Annotated in this window: 9 protein-coding genes; 8 read left to right on the forward strand and 1 reads right to left on the reverse strand. The window is 65.6% G+C overall.

Translation table 11 applies throughout. The features are described 5' to 3' along the window. The first annotated feature begins 62 nt into the window (after positions 1-62). Entirely contained in the window at positions 63-1,199 is a 1,137-nt protein-coding gene (locus GAU_RS21415) for a DUF2911 domain-containing protein (protein ID WP_015895376.1), read from the forward strand. 99 nt (positions 1,200-1,298) lie between these two features. Here the strand turns inward: GAU_RS21415 and GAU_RS18205 are convergent, their stop codons facing one another. Continuing rightward, complete coding sequence (locus GAU_RS18205; protein WP_015895377.1) at positions 1,299-2,033, reverse strand: hypothetical protein; 735 nt, start codon at positions 2,031-2,033, stop codon at positions 1,299-1,301. Positions 2,034-2,321: 288 nt separating this feature from the next. On the opposite strand from GAU_RS18205, the gene GAU_RS18210 reads away from it, so the two are divergent. From GAU_RS18210 to GAU_RS18245, 7 genes are all read left to right on the forward strand, one after another. After that, positions 2,322-2,906 carry a type IV toxin-antitoxin system AbiEi family antitoxin domain-containing protein gene (locus GAU_RS18210; RefSeq protein WP_015895378.1) on the forward strand — a complete coding sequence of 195 codons (585 nt, stop codon included), beginning with the start codon at positions 2,322-2,324 and terminating at the stop codon, positions 2,904-2,906. Then, positions 2,903-3,766 (forward strand): nucleotidyl transferase AbiEii/AbiGii toxin family protein, encoded by an 864-nt coding sequence (locus GAU_RS18215; protein ID WP_015895379.1) that lies wholly within the window; start codon positions 2,903-2,905, stop codon positions 3,764-3,766. The genes GAU_RS18210 and GAU_RS18215 overlap by 4 nt, the downstream gene beginning before the upstream one ends. Continuing rightward, complete coding sequence (locus GAU_RS22945; RefSeq protein ID WP_052574536.1) at positions 3,763-4,224, forward strand: DNA mismatch endonuclease Vsr; 462 nt, start codon at positions 3,763-3,765, stop codon at positions 4,222-4,224. The genes GAU_RS18215 and GAU_RS22945 overlap by 4 nt, the downstream gene beginning before the upstream one ends. Before the next feature lie 107 nt (positions 4,225-4,331). After that, the gene (locus GAU_RS18225; protein ID WP_015895380.1) at positions 4,332-5,555 is read left to right on the forward strand and encodes a DNA cytosine methyltransferase; all 1,224 of its coding nucleotides are present in this window, start codon (positions 4,332-4,334) and stop codon (positions 5,553-5,555) included. 195 nt (positions 5,556-5,750) lie between these two features. Then, positions 5,751-8,717, forward strand: a complete 2,967-nt coding sequence (locus GAU_RS21420; RefSeq protein WP_169307730.1) for a hypothetical protein — start codon at positions 5,751-5,753, stop codon at positions 8,715-8,717. 3 nt (positions 8,718-8,720) lie between these two features. Beyond that, the gene (locus GAU_RS18240; protein ID WP_015895382.1) at positions 8,721-10,985 is read left to right on the forward strand and encodes a coiled-coil domain-containing protein; all 2,265 of its coding nucleotides are present in this window, start codon (positions 8,721-8,723) and stop codon (positions 10,983-10,985) included. A 35-nt stretch (positions 10,986-11,020) separates the two neighbouring features. Next, positions 11,021-17,050: a DEAD/DEAH box helicase gene (locus GAU_RS18245; RefSeq protein WP_015895383.1), complete on the forward strand. Its 6,030-nt coding sequence runs from the start codon at positions 11,021-11,023 to the stop codon at positions 17,048-17,050. The last annotated feature ends 27 nt before the right edge of the window (positions 17,051-17,077 follow it).

Here is a 17,077-nt window from a genome sequence, read left to right on the forward strand (position 1 = left end):
GGCGTCCCGATGCGGGGCGCCCTTTGTTGTTGTATGTGGTTTTTCCCCCACTCCCCACCGACATGCGATTTCTATTCGCCTCCCTCGCCGCGGCATCACTCGTCGCGCAGACCAGCGGTGCTCAGCCGGCGTCGATCGTCTACCGCCTTGGCAAAGACACCAGCGCCGTGGAGCAGTACACGCGCACGGCCACGTCCATCACGGGCGACATGGTGCAGCGCAACGGTCCCGCCATTGCGCGTTATCACTACGCCATCACGCTCGGCAAGGATGGCCGGCCCACTGCGGCCACGCTCACGCGCCACAATCAGGATGGCAGCGCCGCCCCCGCGCCGAACACGTGGCGCTACACGGTGACCACCGACTCCATCGTGCGCGAAACGGTGTTTGCCGACAGCACCGCGCGGCGCGTCTTTGCGGCCAAGGGTGGTTTCGTGAACTGGCCCACGTTCATCTATGGCCCCACGGAACTGCTCGCGGCCGCACGCGCGAAGAAGCAGCCAGTGGACTCACTGCCCGCCGTGGGCAACGCCGGCAATCTGGGCTTCACCGGGTTGATCGCCCTCTCGGGTGATTCCACGCGCCTGCGTGGTGGTGCCTACGCCATGGTCCTGCGGCACGATGCGCAGCAGCGTCTGATCTCGGTAGACGGCAGTGGCACCACCAACAAGATCACCGCCACACGCGGCGGCGCGGTCAACTTCGATGCGGTCGCCAAGGCGATGAAGCCCACGGGTGTGTTGAGTCTTCGTGAAGACGCCCGCGGTGCCTTTGGTCAGGGCGGCATGGTGATCGTGGACTACGGACGCCCGCAGGTACGCGATCGCAGCGTGTGGGGCGGCGTGCTCGTGCCCTTCGACAGTGTGTGGCGCATGGGCGCCAACGATGCCACACATCTGTTCACCACGCGTCCGCTGGTGATGGGTAGCCTCGCCATCGCACCGGGCATGTATACGCTGTGGGTGCAGCATACACGCAGTGGCACCTATCTGATCGTGAACAAGCAGACCGGCCAGTGGGGCACGGTGTACTCCGCCGCTCAGGATCTGGGCCGGGTGGCCATGACGCTGAGCGATGCGCCGGGCTTCACGGAGACGATGACGATTGTCGTCAAGTCGGCGAATGCCACGAGCGGTGCGCTGGAACTCGCATGGGGCGACAAGGTGGCGAGTGTGCCCTTCACGATCGGGGCGCGATAGCGCGTGCGGCGTGATGTGACACGACGTGCGAAACAACAAAGGGCGCCCCGGATAGGGACGCCCTTTGTTGTTTTCACCGTGTACGCGACGCCTTGCAGACTACTTCTGGAACCAGATGTAGAGGGCGCCGCAGGTGCCCGCGTCCTTGAGATCAGCCGGCGTGGTGGGGTAGAACTCGACGCCCGCCAGGTAGTCGGTGAAGATCTTGTCGAGATCGGGCGGCAGCGCGCTTTCGTAGGGGTACACGCGCAGGCCATCGCGCACGACGGCTGCATGACAGCTCGGCTTGCCCGTGGCCGCAAGGAAGGACTCCGCGTTCGGGCCGGCGACGATGTTCGCCTTGCCTTCCACCTTGAGCAGGTTGGAGAGCGGACGACCATCCGCGGCCTTGAGCTGCGCCGCCGTGAAGAACTTGCCCTGCGCCTTGGCGCGGCGGGCATCGAACCCAGCCTGCGTGAGCTCGGTGGCCACACCCTTCGGCTTGGGAGCCTCGACAAAGGCCAGAATCTCGAACTCGAGCGGCATCGGCGTGTTCGGGGTGACCGTGAAGTTGTCGAAGAAGGCTTGATAGCCCTTGGCGACCGCTTCGACGATGTGCCCACCGTCTTCGAGATACGGGATGGTCACCATGCCCAGCGAATCGGTGGTGCCGGCTTCGATGGTGTGGTCGATGCTGATGACCGCGCCCTTGATGACCGTCGTGTCACCGGCCTTGCGGAAGCGGAGCTTGACCGGGCGGGGAGCGGCATCCTGGGCCTGCACTTCATGCGCCGGCGTCGCCAGGACCATGCCGGCGGCGACCAGTGCGAGGGAGAGAGCGTTTCGGAGTTTCATGGGGGAACGATAGCGTGAATGCGCGCGGCGCCGAAGGTGGGAGAGCGCCGGCGCGGGCCTCGTTCTGTTTACGTACGACGGGGGGAAATCATTCTTGGGGAATGCTCAAATGGGTGAATTTTTGAACATTTACATTTCGGTCATTTTTTTACCTTTGTGTACAACTGTCTACGAAGAGGGCGAGCTGAAGTCGACCGGCTTCGGGCGCATTGCTCGTTTTATAACAGTGTGTTATGTTTTGAGCTATTTCGCTCGCATATTCTATAACGTTCCGTTATATTTTAAGGAATGCCGACCGCCACGTACCGCGCGCTTTACGACATAGCAGAAGACCAAATGGGGTACGTGACGACGGGACAAGCAGGGACCGTCGGCGTGAGTGCCATGGCGCTCGTGATGATGACCCGGCGCGGCACGCTAGAGCGCGTGAGCCGCGGCGTCTACCGCCTAATCGACTTTCCTGTACAGCCGCTCGCGCAGTACATGCAGGCCACCCTCTGGCCACATGGGCGCCGGGGCGTGCTCTCGCACGAGACGGCGTTGTCGCTCCACGAGCTCTCGGGCGTGGACCCCGCCAAGGTACATATCACCGTGCCGGCGGACTTCCGCGTCCAGCGAGCGGTGCCAAGCTATCTCATCGTGCACCGAGGGGACCTGACATCAGAGGATGTGACGCGGATCGACGGAATGCCGATCACTACACCGGCCCGCACGATCCGCGACTGCATCCAGGTGCACCTAGGACCGGCACTCATCACCGAAGCAATCAAACAGGCCCGCACGAGCGGCCTCGTGAACGCCCCTACTGCGAGCGTGCTCGAGCGTGAACTCCGCATTGCTTCTGGCGCTCTCGGTGCGGGGGCGCGCCGGTGAGCGAGTCCTCGCGTGACGAGCAGGCGCGACCGACTCCGCCCTCCGTTGGGAAGCTCGAGAAGTACGTCCTCGCGCACGCGAACCGCGAGGGGCTCGCCGTTGGGCGCGTGCGGCACTGGATCTCATTTATGATGCTCAGCGGCGCCCTCGACCGCGCCGCCGGACGACCGGCAGGTCCCCGCTTCATCGTGAAAGGAGGCGTAGCGCTCGAACTCCGCCTCCCGACGCGCGCCCGCGCGACGGAGGACTTGGACATCGTGGCAGTGTGCGACAAGGACGACCTTATCGCCGCACTCGACGAGGCACTGCGCGAGCCGTATCACGACTGCACGTTCAGCCGCAGAGCCGAGACGCGCCCGCTCGGCGACCGAGCGCTCCGGGTGTGGGTGCAGATTGCCTATCGGTCCCAGCGGTGGGCGACTATCCAAGTCGATCTCGCACGACCGGACGGTGCCGACGCCGAGACAGAGCGGCTGCCTAGCATCCCGCTGAGCAGCTTCGGGCTGATCGGGCCGGCTGACGTCGCGTGTCTCTCGATGCGCTATCACGTCGCGCAGAAGTTCCACGGCATGACCAAGGTGCCGCGCCACGGCGGCGAGAACGATCGGTTTCGCGACGCCGTGGACCTGCTGCTGCTCCGCGAGCTCCTGCACGGCACCAGTCTCCAGGCAATCCGAGAGGCCTGCGAGGACACGTTCCGGATTCGAGCCGAGCACCCGTGGCCGCCGGCGATCGTCTTGCCGCCGAGTTGGCGAGAGCCCTACGCCGCGATGGCTCGGGCGCTCGGAATCCAGGAGACCAACCTAGACGCTGCCGAGCGCGCCCTTCGCGAGTTCCTCGCGGCGATCGAGGCAGCATGACACACCAGCGATCGACGAAGCGAGCGAGCTGTCCGAGCCGCCCGAAGGCCACGCCAGAGCGGTCGGCACTCCTTGGCCGTGTCAGGCAGAGAGGGACGGCTCCCGAGATGGTCGTGCAGGAGATGTTGAGGCGTTTGAGCCACGCTCACTCGACCAACGTGCGAGGTATTCCGGGTTCGCCGGACATCGTCGCAGCTGATCACTCGCGGGCCGTCTTCGTCCACGGCTGCTACTGGCACCGCCATCCCGGATGCCCAGCGAGCAGCACACCGAGGAACAACGCGCAGTTCTGGAAGGAGAAGTTCGAGGCGAACGTGCGACGCGACCAGCGGAAAGCGAGGGAGCTCCGAAAGCTCGGATATCGGGTGATGACCGTGTGGGAGTGTCAGACCAAGTCGCGGGAGAAGCGCGCACGACTCGAGCGTCGTCTCGACCGATTCTTCCGAGAGGAGAAGTAGTGTCACGCACAATCGCAAAACGGTTATCTGAGTCGCCAGACGGTGGACGGAAGCTGTCGGCCGGTCGCGATACACTGATTACAGCGCGTACACTGGAGTCGTACAGGGTGTCATCGGACGGCCGTGCGATCGAGCGCGTCATCGCGCTGCGAGCCGGCGGCACGGCCTGCACACGAATCGCCATAAATCCCGACGAATCGCTCGAAGGATCCCAGGACGCGCTCGCCGATCGCTTCGATCGAGCATTCCTTTGCACGACATCACGCCCACGAATCGGGGCGCGCCAGCGAGAGGTTCGAGTCGTCGACCTGTTCTCGGGATGTGGTGCGATGTCCCTGGGTATTTGGGAGGCGAGTCGGGCCATTGGCGCGCGCATGGTGCCGGTTATGGCTCTCGACTTCAACGACAAGGCCCTGCGCGTCTACGAAGACAATTTCCCGAATGTCTGGGCCATTTCGAAGCCGGTCGAGTCGATCCTCGACGGCGCGCTTGGAGCCCCTGCGTCGCCGGCAGAACGTGACCTGGTCGCTCGATTGGGACATGTGGATGTGCTGATAGGCGGCCCCCCCTGCCAAGGGCACAGCAATCTCAATAACCACACGCGGCGAGAGGATCCGAAGAACAAGCTCTACGACCGGATGGCGCGGTTCGCGGAACTTGTCGAGCCGACGCACGTCATAATCGAGAACGTGTCAGCGGTATTGCACGACAAGGGTAGGGTCGTTGATCGCACTATCGCACATCTCAAAAAGTTGAAGTACTCGATCGACAGCAAGGTGGTGGAGGCGGTCGCGATCGGAGTTCCACAGCGTCGGCGGCGCCACTTCGTCGTGGCGTCGCGGGAGATCCAACCCGATATCGACGCGACGATCGATGCGTTCACCCGAGGCGAGCGGAGCGTCTTCTGGGCGATCGGCGACCTCGCATGCGTGTCCCGAGACGACCTTTTCGATCAGACGGGCACACCTTCGTCAGTCAACCGAGGGCGAATCAAGTACCTCTTCGACAACAAGCTGTACGAGTTGCCCGACGAGGAGCGGCCGGACTGCCACCGACTCGAAGAACACAGCTACAAGTCGGTGTACGGCCGGCTCCGCCCGAATAAGCCCGCACAGACCATCACGAGCGGATTCCTCAGCATGGGGCAGGGGCGGTACGTGCACCCCACGAAGCGGCGGACCATCACCCCCCACGAAGCTGCCCGTCTGCAGTTCATCCCCGATTTCTTCGATTTCGGTAGCGTCTCGAAGCGAACGGCGCTCGCGGAGATGATCGGGAACGCAGTGCCCTCCAAACTGGCGTACGTCCTCGGAGTAGAGCTACTCCGGTGATGCTAGACGACCTCGGGCCAGACTGCCCTCCAGATGGAACGGCGCCAATCTGGGCTCGGTGTGTCTGGGCCACGGCAGTCAGACCCCCGTCGTACCTTATTCGGTAGCAACGCTCGCCGACTATCTCCACCGGAACCCTCCACTCACGACTGACTGCCCGCGCCTCCTCGGCGCGTGCCAATGAGGAGCCCCACCTTGGCGATTCCTACAATGCAACCCGGCGTTTGGAAGGATTGGGATGCGGCCGCGTGGGGACAGGCGCTGCTCCGCCATTACTTTGTGGGTCACGATGCAAGACCGGTCTCTCGACTCTCGATCAGCCCGGAGGAACTCGCGAAGGCGGCAGGCGCCTCTGATGGTGAGGCCGCCCCGGCGCGAGACGCCTTTCTGACGGCAGTCCGGTGCTCGGCAGCGGCCTTCCGCCGCCACCTCTCCATCGCCAGTCTCGAGCGCCACGCGTGGAATCGGCACGGGCCGCCTCCGTTCCTCGCCTACCTCTTCTTCACATGCTTCGCGGCGGCGTCCCTCGATGCCGATACGGCTGATGAGGGGGTGTTTCGCGAGCGGTTGCGTCAGTTGCTCGGCCACCACGAGGGGACGAGCTATGCGCTGGGCGATCTCTCTCGGCTCTGGGAGGCCTTCGCGGCGTGGCTGGAGGGTCGCCACGATGCCGGGGAACCATACCGAACGCTGAGCCTCCCAGATCGCGGCCGGGCGACTCTGATTGGGTATTCCGTTCGGCTCGCATTTCCTCGGCGCGAGGATCGCCTGAAGCTCAGAGCCCTCTTGGCCGCCTCGAGCGCGGGACCAGCGCCGACCGTACCGGAGGCCTTCCAAGCAATCGCGCGCGCGAGAGATCGCTTCTCGACCGACTTCCGCCACGTGTTCGACCGTGCGCGCGCCGCGCTGGCGAGTGGGCGTGATGTGCCGGAGCTGCAGGCGCTATGGTCCGCGATCCTCGAAGCGGCTGCGCTCGCCGATCGGCGGGACAGCGGAGACGTGCGAATCCGCTACCGGCTCCTTGCCCAAGAGGACGAATTGGGGCGCCTCGAGCCGTTCGTCGTCACGGCGGGTGTCCCATCGGGCACTCGCCACAGTGCGCAATTCTCGCCGCTCGACGAACCGTTCGACCAATTCGACCACCTCGTCTGCGCCACGGACGGAAGCACGGGCTTGATTGCGAATCTCTTGCTGATGGACGCGCTGGCGGACAAGGTCCCTGGTCTCGGCGCGTCTCCTATCTCGCGCGCGGTACGAGATGGCGTGCTTCTCTTCCGGCAGGTGGACAGCGCTACCTGGGAACTAGCAGTGACGCGACCGACCGAGGGCAAGGTGCGTGCGCTGGTACAAAGCCGCCTGTCTGATGCCTTCATGCGCTTGGTAAGCGGCCCGCAGCGTCACCCGCGCGAAGCTCGATTCGAAAGTTGGTGCGAGGTCGCTGCCTTTGACGTCACGGAACTGGCGGAAGCGCGTGAAAGCACCGCCCCCGAGCTGGCTTCCGTGCGCTGTCTACAGCGAATCGAGATCGGCCCTCAACTGCAGCTTGTCGGCGGCGTTCGCGTAGACGGCGGCTACCTCGGTCTGAGCGGGCTACTGCCCGAAGTGTATTGTGCCGAAGCAGAACACGCCTCGATGTTCCGTCTCTCGGAGGAATCGGGGAAGCGGCGCTCGACTCACATCGCGACACTAGAACCCGTAGGCGAGCGTCCCGGAGTCTTCGGGTGGTCTCCGGGTCACGGCGATCTGGAAGGTCCTTACGTCTTCGCAGGGACCCGGGACGGCCGTGTCGTTGCACCGCGCGAGGTCCTCTTCCACTCCCGCGGGCTGAGTCATGATTACGAGTATCCCACCGATCCCGCGCGCTGGCTCGTCGAAGACTGCAGCACTGACGTCGCGCCGGCTGGTCTGGCGTCGGAGATCTTCCTCGCTACCGGAATCGGCAGCCCCACACGGTTGCCGGCGGTCGATGCACTTGCGTTGGAGAGTGTCCATGTACTGAGGAACCGCTCGGTTGACGACAATAACGAGCACGATCGACTAGTCGAGGCATTGGCGGCGATCTTGATGGCTAGAAAGGGAATCGCCGAATCCGAGCTGATCGAAATTCTCGGAAAGATCGTCCGGCAGGCTACTGGTTTCGCCGTGTGGGGGATCATCCGTGGGTGGGTAGAGGCCGGGTACCTCGACTGCCTCACGAGGCGGCAGTGGCGCGGCCGTGTCTACTTCGCGCGCCGCCCGCAGCTAGTACTGATTCCCGACGCCGACCTTGGGTCGATCCGCGTCGTGCTGCACGGACTAGCGCCCTACCGTCTGCGTTCTGCGGCGCGGGAGGCGTTCTCGCGCGCGGGGGCGACGCCATTGTCCGCCTCGAGCCTGTCGCCGTACGTACCGGCTCCGCAGGCGTGGCGGTTCACGTCGGTCGAACATGTCAACGCGTCGATCGCGGAGTATCGCGAGCTAGGCACGGTGGGGATGCGCGAGCCCGAGGAGCTCGTCGGAGACTTCGACTCCGCGGTTTCTGACGAGGCGCCGCTGCCGCCTGGCTACGAGTGCCAGCGCGTCTGGGATTGGGCAGCGGGCGGATTCCGCCGCGCGCATGGGAGTGCCGCTCCGGACGAGGTGCGCATCGAGTGCCATACGCGCAGCAACGGGCCGGATCGATACACCATTGTGGCGGGCTGTCGACGGCGTACAACACTCTCGCGCTCCTGGGCGCTGTTGGATGGCTTCCGGCTCGCGGGACGGCGTGCCTTCACCCCCGTCGGCTCCGTCGCGATTGTGCGTTCGGGAGACGATGGTCCTCAAGTGCCCCTTCCCATCGCGCGAGTCATCGGCCTCCGCGCGGGCATCGTCGGCGGCCCGGCGGAGACTGCGACGCTCGGCCAGCACTACGCGAACGCCACGGACGGCCCGAGCGCGCGACGCTGGCTTCTCGCATGGCTGAGCGGCTCGAGGGCAGACGAGCAAGTGGCGCGGCGCTTCGCGTGGCTACGTGCTGCTACCGACGCGCGCGGCCTGGACACCGTTCCCATTCCAGCCGACCTTCGGCGGCGTCTGCGCGGACTCCACGCCCTCCCGGACGCGCTTTCCATCGCGGAGCGACGTATTCCCCGACACCTGCTCGCTCACGTGCGACGCGCCGTCGCGCTGACGGAGTCCTGACGCATGCCGACGACGAATCGTTCGTACTACATCGGACGTGTGAAGCGCGCGCCGCACCGCGGTGACGCGTACCTCTATGCGAGCATTGAGCCGCTCGTCGAATCCGATCCGACCGGCAGCCAGTGGCTTGGCCCTCTTCGCAATTCGGTGTCCAGCTTCCCCAAGCGCGGTCTCGTGCACTGGAACAAGGCGCCCTTCCAACTTCAGTTAGGGAGCCTGTGGCAGTTCACCATCGACGAGCACCCATCGGCCGTACGCAGTGATCAGTTGGAGCATTTCCAGCTGGAAGATCCGCAGGAGCCGATCGAGGTGTTGGACCTCCGCGGATGGAGCGACGAGGAGAGGCTGCGGAGCGCCATTACCAGCGACGGAATTCCTCTCTCACCGCCGCCACTCGCACGGCGCGTGCTCCTCTGGCTCGCGAGCGACGTCTACGTCGGACCCCTGCTGCTCAAGCCCGCGACGGCTCCAGGCTTCTGGGTACTCGACAGGCCCGACGCGCATATCGACGCCGCCCGCATGCCTGTCTGCCGTCTCTCGGCGTCCGACATCAATCGCGTCCCGCTCGAGGGCGAGCGCTGGTTCGTCTCGCCCCGCCTGGAACTCGGCCGGAGCGCGGGCATCCAGAATTGGACGTCGGACGCGCAGGTCACACGAAGCATTCTCACCAGGCTGCGCAAGATGGACCCCGACTTGGTCAGGGCGATCGGCGTGACGGAGAGTGTGTTCCGCGAATATCTCGACCACGTCGAGGGTGGTCGGATGGGTAGCGCCGACCCGGCAGTTGAGCGAGCGCGGGCCGACCGCCTTCGCGGCGTGCGTGACGCGATCCAACGCGATGAGGTGTTGCTGACGGAGGCGGTGGAGGCTCTACTCGGGACCGAGGCGGTACGGACAGAGGTCCAGAGTCAGGCGCATGCCAAGATCGATGGGGAGGTGCACTCGCGGAGGGCCGAGATCGACGCGGCACTCTCGGACTCGACAAAAGAGCTGGCGCGAGTACAGGACATTCTGAATGCGAAACGCACCGAAGTCGCTGCGTTGGATGCGGCGCTCCTCGAGAAGCGCGGAGAGCTCGAAGCGAAGGTCGCCTCTTTCGATCAGGAGGTCTCGGCTAGGCTGGAGGAGATTGCCCGCCGGCCCGAGGCCATCTTCGCGGAGACAGCGGTTATGAGGGCCGTGCTAACGCCTGGTTTTGCGAGGCCAGTCGGTGGCGGGAACGGTGGGGTGCCCGCGTATCCACCCGCGCGTGCGGTCTCCAGACAGGTGCGGGATTTCGGAGAGTCGACGCTAGAGTTGGGTGATGAGACTGACGTCAGGCGGGCCCTCGCGGTACACGCCGGCGCCAGCGCGCTGAGCCTGCAGGCGATGTTGAGCCTGCACGCGATGTTCGTCTCGGGTGCGGCTCCAGTAGTGGTGGGGTCGTACGCATACGATCTCCTGCGCGCCTACGCGTCCGCCGTGGCGGGCGGGCGACTTCACTGGATCCCCATCGGAAGCTCCACGATGGAGCCGTACGACCTGCTGGGCCGTTTCGACGGGGCGTCCGGCCGAATTATTCCGAGCCCGTCCGGTCTTCTCGATGTCGCGCGCGACGCGACGCAGTCGGGTCGCCTTCATGTCGTGGTGCTCGAAGGGTTCAACAGGGCACCCTGTGAGGCGTATCTGTCGCCGATCCTGGAGGCTGCGCAAGCAGGCCGACTGGGTGACGCGTTGCGCGTGATCCCTCTGGCGAATCCTGAGCTGATCTCGGGCGACGACCCCTATCGCGAAGTGGCCCGTCTGGTATGGCCTTCTAACGTGCTGATCGCGTGCCTCCCGAGCGACGGCAGCGTGACGTTGCCGGTGCCACCGTCTGTCTGGCGTTTCGTTGCGCTGGTCGATGCCGACGACCGCGATCGCACGCAGCTTCCATCTGTGCCGGCAGAAAACGGCGTCGCGCCGCGCACAGAGATCCCGCCGACGCTCTGGAAGGAGAGCGTGGCCACCGCCCAAGCCCACGCTGCCCATGACCGGGACGAGGTGACAACGGTCGCCCGTGCTCTGTCGCTCTCCGCTCGTGACGCAAGAGACGCGGTCCGTGTGCGGGAGGTGTTGTGCGCCAATGGGCTGCCTCACGGAGACGCAACCAGCGTCGCTCTCGTCGCCACGTTGATCGCGCGGTCTGGGTCAGATGCGAAGGCGATCGACGAGGGCCTACGCACGGCCGGCGTCGCGGTGCCCAGCTGGCAAACCATTCGTGCCGAGGCGCAACGCCTCCGCAGCTAACGGCGCGGTACACATCACATTCCGGGAGGGCACCCTTGCAGGACCCCATCGGCGGTTTCCAGCGCATCCGCGATCTTTACATCACATACCTCGAGACGGCATTCCGCATCCGCGACCCCGGCGTGTCGCGGGAACGGCGCGCGCTCCTGGAGCGGCCGAATACGTTCTGTACCGAGCCACTGATCGAGCCGTTGCCGCGCTACAGGAGCGTCGACTGGCTGCTCCACGAGCTGGCTAAGGCCGATCCCAAGGATTCACGGCTGCCTGGCTTCGACGTGCGTGAGCGTGCCGCATTCGCCGACCTGGCACTCGCGGGCCTCCTTGACTCGAAGCCCGCCAGGGAAGACAACGAATCCCGACTCGCTGAGTACGAGCTATACGAGCACCAGGCGCAGATGCTCTGGCGCGGAGTGCAACCCGGGCACCCCGGCATCGTCACATCGGGGACGGGCTCGGGAAAGACAGAATCATTCCTTTTGCCTGTGCTCGCCATGCTGGCGAAGGAGGCGGTGCGGTGGCCGGCACCGAGCGCGGACTACCTCAAGCGGCGCTGGTGGCAAACGGCGTCTGGCGAGCCCTATCCTAAGTACGACGGTGATGACGGCGTGCCGGATCGACCGACGGCCCGTTCGAAGAGCGCATCTCCCTTCAAACTGCAGCGCGTGGGTGAGGCCGCCGGGCGCCCGGCCGCGGTGCGCGCGTTGATCCTCTACCCGATGAACGCGCTCGTCGAGGACCAGCTCGCGCGGATCCGTCGTGCGCTCGATTCCGATCTCGCGCGGCGGGTCATGGACCGCCACTTCGCCGGCAATCGCATCTTCTTCGGCCGCTACACCAGCGACACCCCCGTCACGGGCTACCATAAGCACCCACGCGCGGGCACCAAGGAGCACGAACGTCGTAACCGAAAGCTCGCCGAGCTGTTCCGCGCGTCAACCGCAATTCAGCACGCGCAGGAGCGCGCGCGGATGATGGATAGAGAGCGAGGCGCCTCATCAGAGGACGTGCGCTTTCTCTTTCCGACTGTCGATGGCGGGGAGCTGACGTCGCGGTGGGACATGCAGGAGACGCCGCCCGATCTGCTGATCACAAACGTGAGCATGCTGAACGCCATTCTCGCGCGCGAGGTGGACTCTCCAATCCTCGACCGCACGCGAGATTGGCTGACGAGCGACGACGACGCTTACTTTTTCCTGGTTCTCGACGAGCTCCACCTGCAGCGCGGCTCGGCCGGCACCGAGACGTCGTACCTGCTGCGCCTGCTTTTCGAGCGCCTAGGACTGACCGACCCGGCGCATCGTCATAAGCTGCGCATCCTCGCCTCCAGCGCCTCGCTGCCGACGGAGGGTGAGGCCGGGCAGAGCAGTCTCGCGTATCTCTGGGACATGTTCGGCCGCCATGGCCTTCAGGCTGGGCCGCGTCGTGAGGTCGAGAATCCCCGAGAACGCTGGCACCACGCCGTCGTGCCTGGTGTGACGGTGGACGTTGAGCCATCGTCGCTCCAGCCGCTGGACCCGGCGCCCTTTTTCGCCCTGCTCGAGGCAGCGGGCGGCGACCTCCAGGACGAAGCCACGGCGCCCGCACCAGCCGAGGCCGAGGTCGAATGGCGAGGGGTTGCACGGGCACTCGGCGGTGAGAGGATGGAAGCAGGCGATCTGGACGGAGTCGTGGCCGCCTGCGTACGTGAGGCCGGCGCACGCATCGCACACGCCTGTTGGAGCGAGGAGGAGAGGCGCGCTCGCGCGATGCCGCTGTCGAACATCGCGCGGCGCGTGTTCGGGCGTTCGGATGCTGATACGCTCTGCGCCGCGCGCGCGCTTCTGCTGGTCCGGGGCGCTGGAGATGCGTGGGGCCGTTGGTGGGCCACCGAGCCCCCGACGGCGCCTTCGTTTCGCATCCACACCTTCTTCCGAAGCATCGAAGGTCTCTTCGCACCGGTCGGCGACCTCAGCGGTGTGCCTCCCCAGTGGCGATCGGCGAGCCGCCTTGTCGGGGAGCTCTCCGTCGAGCGTGGACAACGCTTTGCTCGCGTCGGGAGCGGGGATCCTGGGAGCCGCCTTGTCGAGCTGGTCTACTGCGAGTCGTGTGGCGAGCTGTTTCTCGGCGGCCGACGGGGAGGGCGCGAGACCGCAATCGAGCTCCTGCCGGCGGAACCCAACGTCGACAACCTCCCCGAGTCGGCCGGGCAGGATTTCTTCGAGACACTCTCCGCAGATGAATACGCGGTCTTCTGGCCTGTCGAGTCTTGGCCGGGCGTTCTGCCGAGCCCGAGGGATGACGTCCACGTTGGGGAGTGGAAGCGCGCCTACCTCGACCCCATCTCGGCCACGATCCAGTTTCCGCGAATCGGTAACGGAGTGCCCGAGGGACGCATCACCGGCTATGTCTGGGAGCGTGGCGATAGCCAGGATCGCCACAAGCGCCGAAAGGAATCGCCGGGGACAGCGGTGCCTTACGAGTGTCCCGCCTGCGGCTCCGACTATTACTGGCGAAACGCGCCGCTGCGCCTCTCACCAATCCGGAACTTCCGAGCGGGTTTTGCTAAGACGACGCAGCTGCTCGCGACCGAGCTGTTCGATCTGCTAAGACTGCGCCAGCGTGAGCCGAAGCTGGTGGCCTTCTCGGACAGTCGTCAGGACGCCGCGAAGGCGGCACTCGATATCGAGCGCCGACATCATGAGGACCTCCGTCGCGAAGTGGTCGTGGAGAGCTTGCGCGCCGTTGCGGGAGCGCGCCCGGACGGGACGGCTCTGCAAGCGGAAAAGGAACGCCTGACGAAGGAGGCGCAGGCCCACGCCGTCGCGGGCAATCTTGCCGCGGCCTTCGCACTTAAGCCGCGGCTCGACGAACTCGAGACCGCCCTGGCCAACGGTGCGGATGGAGCCGATCTGCCGGTGGCGGTGGTCCTCGAGAGCACGCGAGAGAACCCGCGCTTCTTCGGCTCGCGCGCGACGCGCGAGCCACTGCGGCCACTTCTCGCGGAGTTCGTCAAGCTCGGTATTCACCCAACGGACCCGACGGGTACGAGGCGAATCAAGCTGCCCACCGGCGAGAGCGTTACGTGGGACTCGTTGTTCGTGATCGGCGAGGACGGCACGCCGGACTGGAAGGATGACGCCGTCGAGCAGGACAAGCTCAATGCCGCGCGCCAAGCGCTCGTTGGGGAAATGCAGCGGCTCGTGACCGGCGTGATCTTCAGCAAAACGTACTTCGCGCTAGAGGAGACGGGCGTTGCGTATCCTTCCGTCGGTCCGAGCGTCGCGAGCGAAGACCGAGAGTTGGCGGACGCCTTCCTGAGGGTATTCGCCGATTCCTATCGGCTCGTCGACAGTCAATACGAGGACGCAGGGCAGAAAGACCCTTGGCGCAGTGCATTGGACATCCGCACCAATCAGCGGGCGCGTCGCTTGGCGTCGAACATCTGGGCACCCGACCAGGTGAACGCGGGGCTCGAACGGGTGCTGAAGCTCCTCGCAAAGGCGGGACACCCGGAGGGCCTCGTCCTGACCTCCTCGCTCAGAATTCGCCTCGTGGAGGAGTCGGACCCCTACTGGCGGTGCGGGCGGTGCTCGCGCGTGCACCTTCACCGTGGAGTAAAGGTGTGCACGCGATGCTTCCAGCCGTTGCCGGAGGAGCAGAGCGGTGTGAGCGGCGACCTGCACGGTGAGAGCTACTTGGCAAAGCGTATCGAGCGCGACAACGCGACGTTCCGACTCCGCTGCGAGGAGCTCACCGGACAGACGGAGGACCCGGCGGACCGGCAGCGTCGCTTCAAGAACATCGTGCTCGACAGCGACGGACGTGTGGACCGGCGGCTGCGCGAGGCAGCACGCGTGATCGACATGCTCGCCGTGACCACGACGATGGAGGTTGGCATCGACATCGGGCCCTTGCAGGCCGTCTTCCAGGCGAACATGCCACCCCAGCGGTTCAACTACCAACAGCGCGTTGGCCGGGCTGGCCGCCGCCGTCAGGCGTTCTCCATGGCGCTGACCGTATGCCGATCCAAGAGCCACGATCTGCATTACTTCTGGCACCCTGAGGCCATCACGGGCGACCCGCCGCCGCCGCCATTTCTCACGAAGCGGCAGCCGACGGCGGCGAAGCGATTTCTGCGCAAAGCGTGGCTGTGGGCTGCGTTTCACAAGATCCGGTCAGACCAGGGCGTTGGGTACGCCGGCGACGATCTGTCGGACATCCACGGCGAGTACGTGCCCGCGGGCGACTACTTCGACGCAGCCAACGGCTGGAGAGCACGTTTGGCGGGAGCACTTGACGCGACGCGCGACTACCGCGCGCGCGCGCTGGCGGTGCTGGTTGAGGATTCGGACCTTGGCAGAAGCCCAGAGCTCGAAGGGCTCGAGAGCGATTGCCTACTCCTCGAGATCGACAAGGTGAGCTCAAGTGGTGTGAGACAGGAGGGCCTCGCACACACACTCGCCGAGGCGGGTCTACTCCCGATGTATGGAATGCCGACGCGTGTGAGGAATCTCTACTTGGGGGACACGACGCGACCTGACGACCAGTTCTGGCGGACGTGGCGGAAGGTGGATCGCGATCTCGACCTGGCAGTGTTCGAGTTCGCCCCCGGCTCGGTGTTGACCAAGGACAAGCAGGAACACCTGTGCGTGGGCTTCACCGGCGCGCTTCCCGACTACATCTCGCGGAGCGGCCCGGTGCCGGAGATCAAACCCAGAGAGGATGCTTTCGCCGATCCCTTCTGGATGGTGCAGTGCGGGTACTGCGGCGCGTGGCATCGGTTCGATGAGGATCCAAGCGCCACGGGGGCGGAATGCGGCTCGTGCGAACGAGTTCTCGACGTGACGACTGCCGGCGAGTGTCGCACACCCAACGGGTTCCGGACGGACTTCTGGCCACGCGAGGTCGAGGAGCAGCTCCTCACAGCGGGGCGACACCGCCTGAACACCGCGGAGGGCAAGGCAGTGCGGCTTGAGGCCGAGAAGAAGTCGAACCTGAGCTATGCCTATCAGTCGCAGTCGAGGCTTTACCGTCTGAATCGCGGACGTCTGGACGCGGCGGGCGGAGGTCGATGGCTCGGCTTCGACGTCACCGCAGGGGCACAGCGCTATGGGCGTGGCGGACGTGCGCGGCTCCTCGACCAGTGGATCGCCACCAACGACAAGCTCCCTGTACCAGTGGGCTTCGACCCAAACCCGGGTGTGGCGCCGCTGCAGAGTATCTGGCTGGCCGCTCCGAAAACGACGGACGCACTCTTCGTCGCACCGAGTTCGGTGGCGCGAGGCCTCCGTTCGCACATGGTAGGCGCCGGTCAACAGCGCATCACGTCAGTGCGTGCCGCCGCGATCTCGGCCGCCTACATGCTGGCCAATCGTGCGGCGCTGGAGCTCGACATCGATCCCGAGGAGTTCGACGTCCTCGAGCCTCGTATATACCGGGCCTGGAACGGTCAGGCGGTACCGCTGCTTCAGATCGCCGACCACCTCGTGAACGGCGCAGGATTCGTGGAGCGTCTGGCGGCTCAGGGGAGTGGTGGCCGACCGCTGGTCGCGGAGCTCGTCTCATCCATCGTTCGCGACGAAAGCCGGTACCCGCTTTCGGAGCTGTTGCGGAAGGACGCACACCAGAACCACCCGACCGAGTGCGATCAGGCCTGCTACCGCTGCCTGCAGCGGTACAGCAACCAGTCGTACCACGGTCTGTTGGACTGGCGGCTCGGCCTCGCCTTCCTGCAGCTGCTCGACGACCCGGAGTGGAGGTGCGGCCTCGATGGCGACTTCTCGAGCCCCGCACTGCGTGATTGGACCGCGCTCGCGCGCCGGTACGTCGAGGATCTCGCGCGGTTCTCCCCTGTGGAGCAGCGCGACGCTGCCGGGCTCGTCGCGTTCCGGATTCAGGGCGTGGGGGACTGGGCGGTGGTCGTGCACCCGCTCTGGGATACCGACGCGCTCGAGGGCATTGTCGGGAAGGCGGTCGACGAGATCGAACGCACCAGCGGGAGCGTGCCCGTGTTCGTCGACACCTTCGAACTCGCCCGCCGGCTGGTCTCGGTGCGCCAGGACCTGCTCAACCCCAGGCCGGCGTGACGCCTCTGCCCGAGCCGCTCGTACAGT

The sequence above is a fragment of the Gemmatimonas aurantiaca T-27 genome (genome assembly GCF_000010305.1).
GTDB lineage: Bacteria > Gemmatimonadota > Gemmatimonadetes > Gemmatimonadales > Gemmatimonadaceae > Gemmatimonas > Gemmatimonas aurantiaca.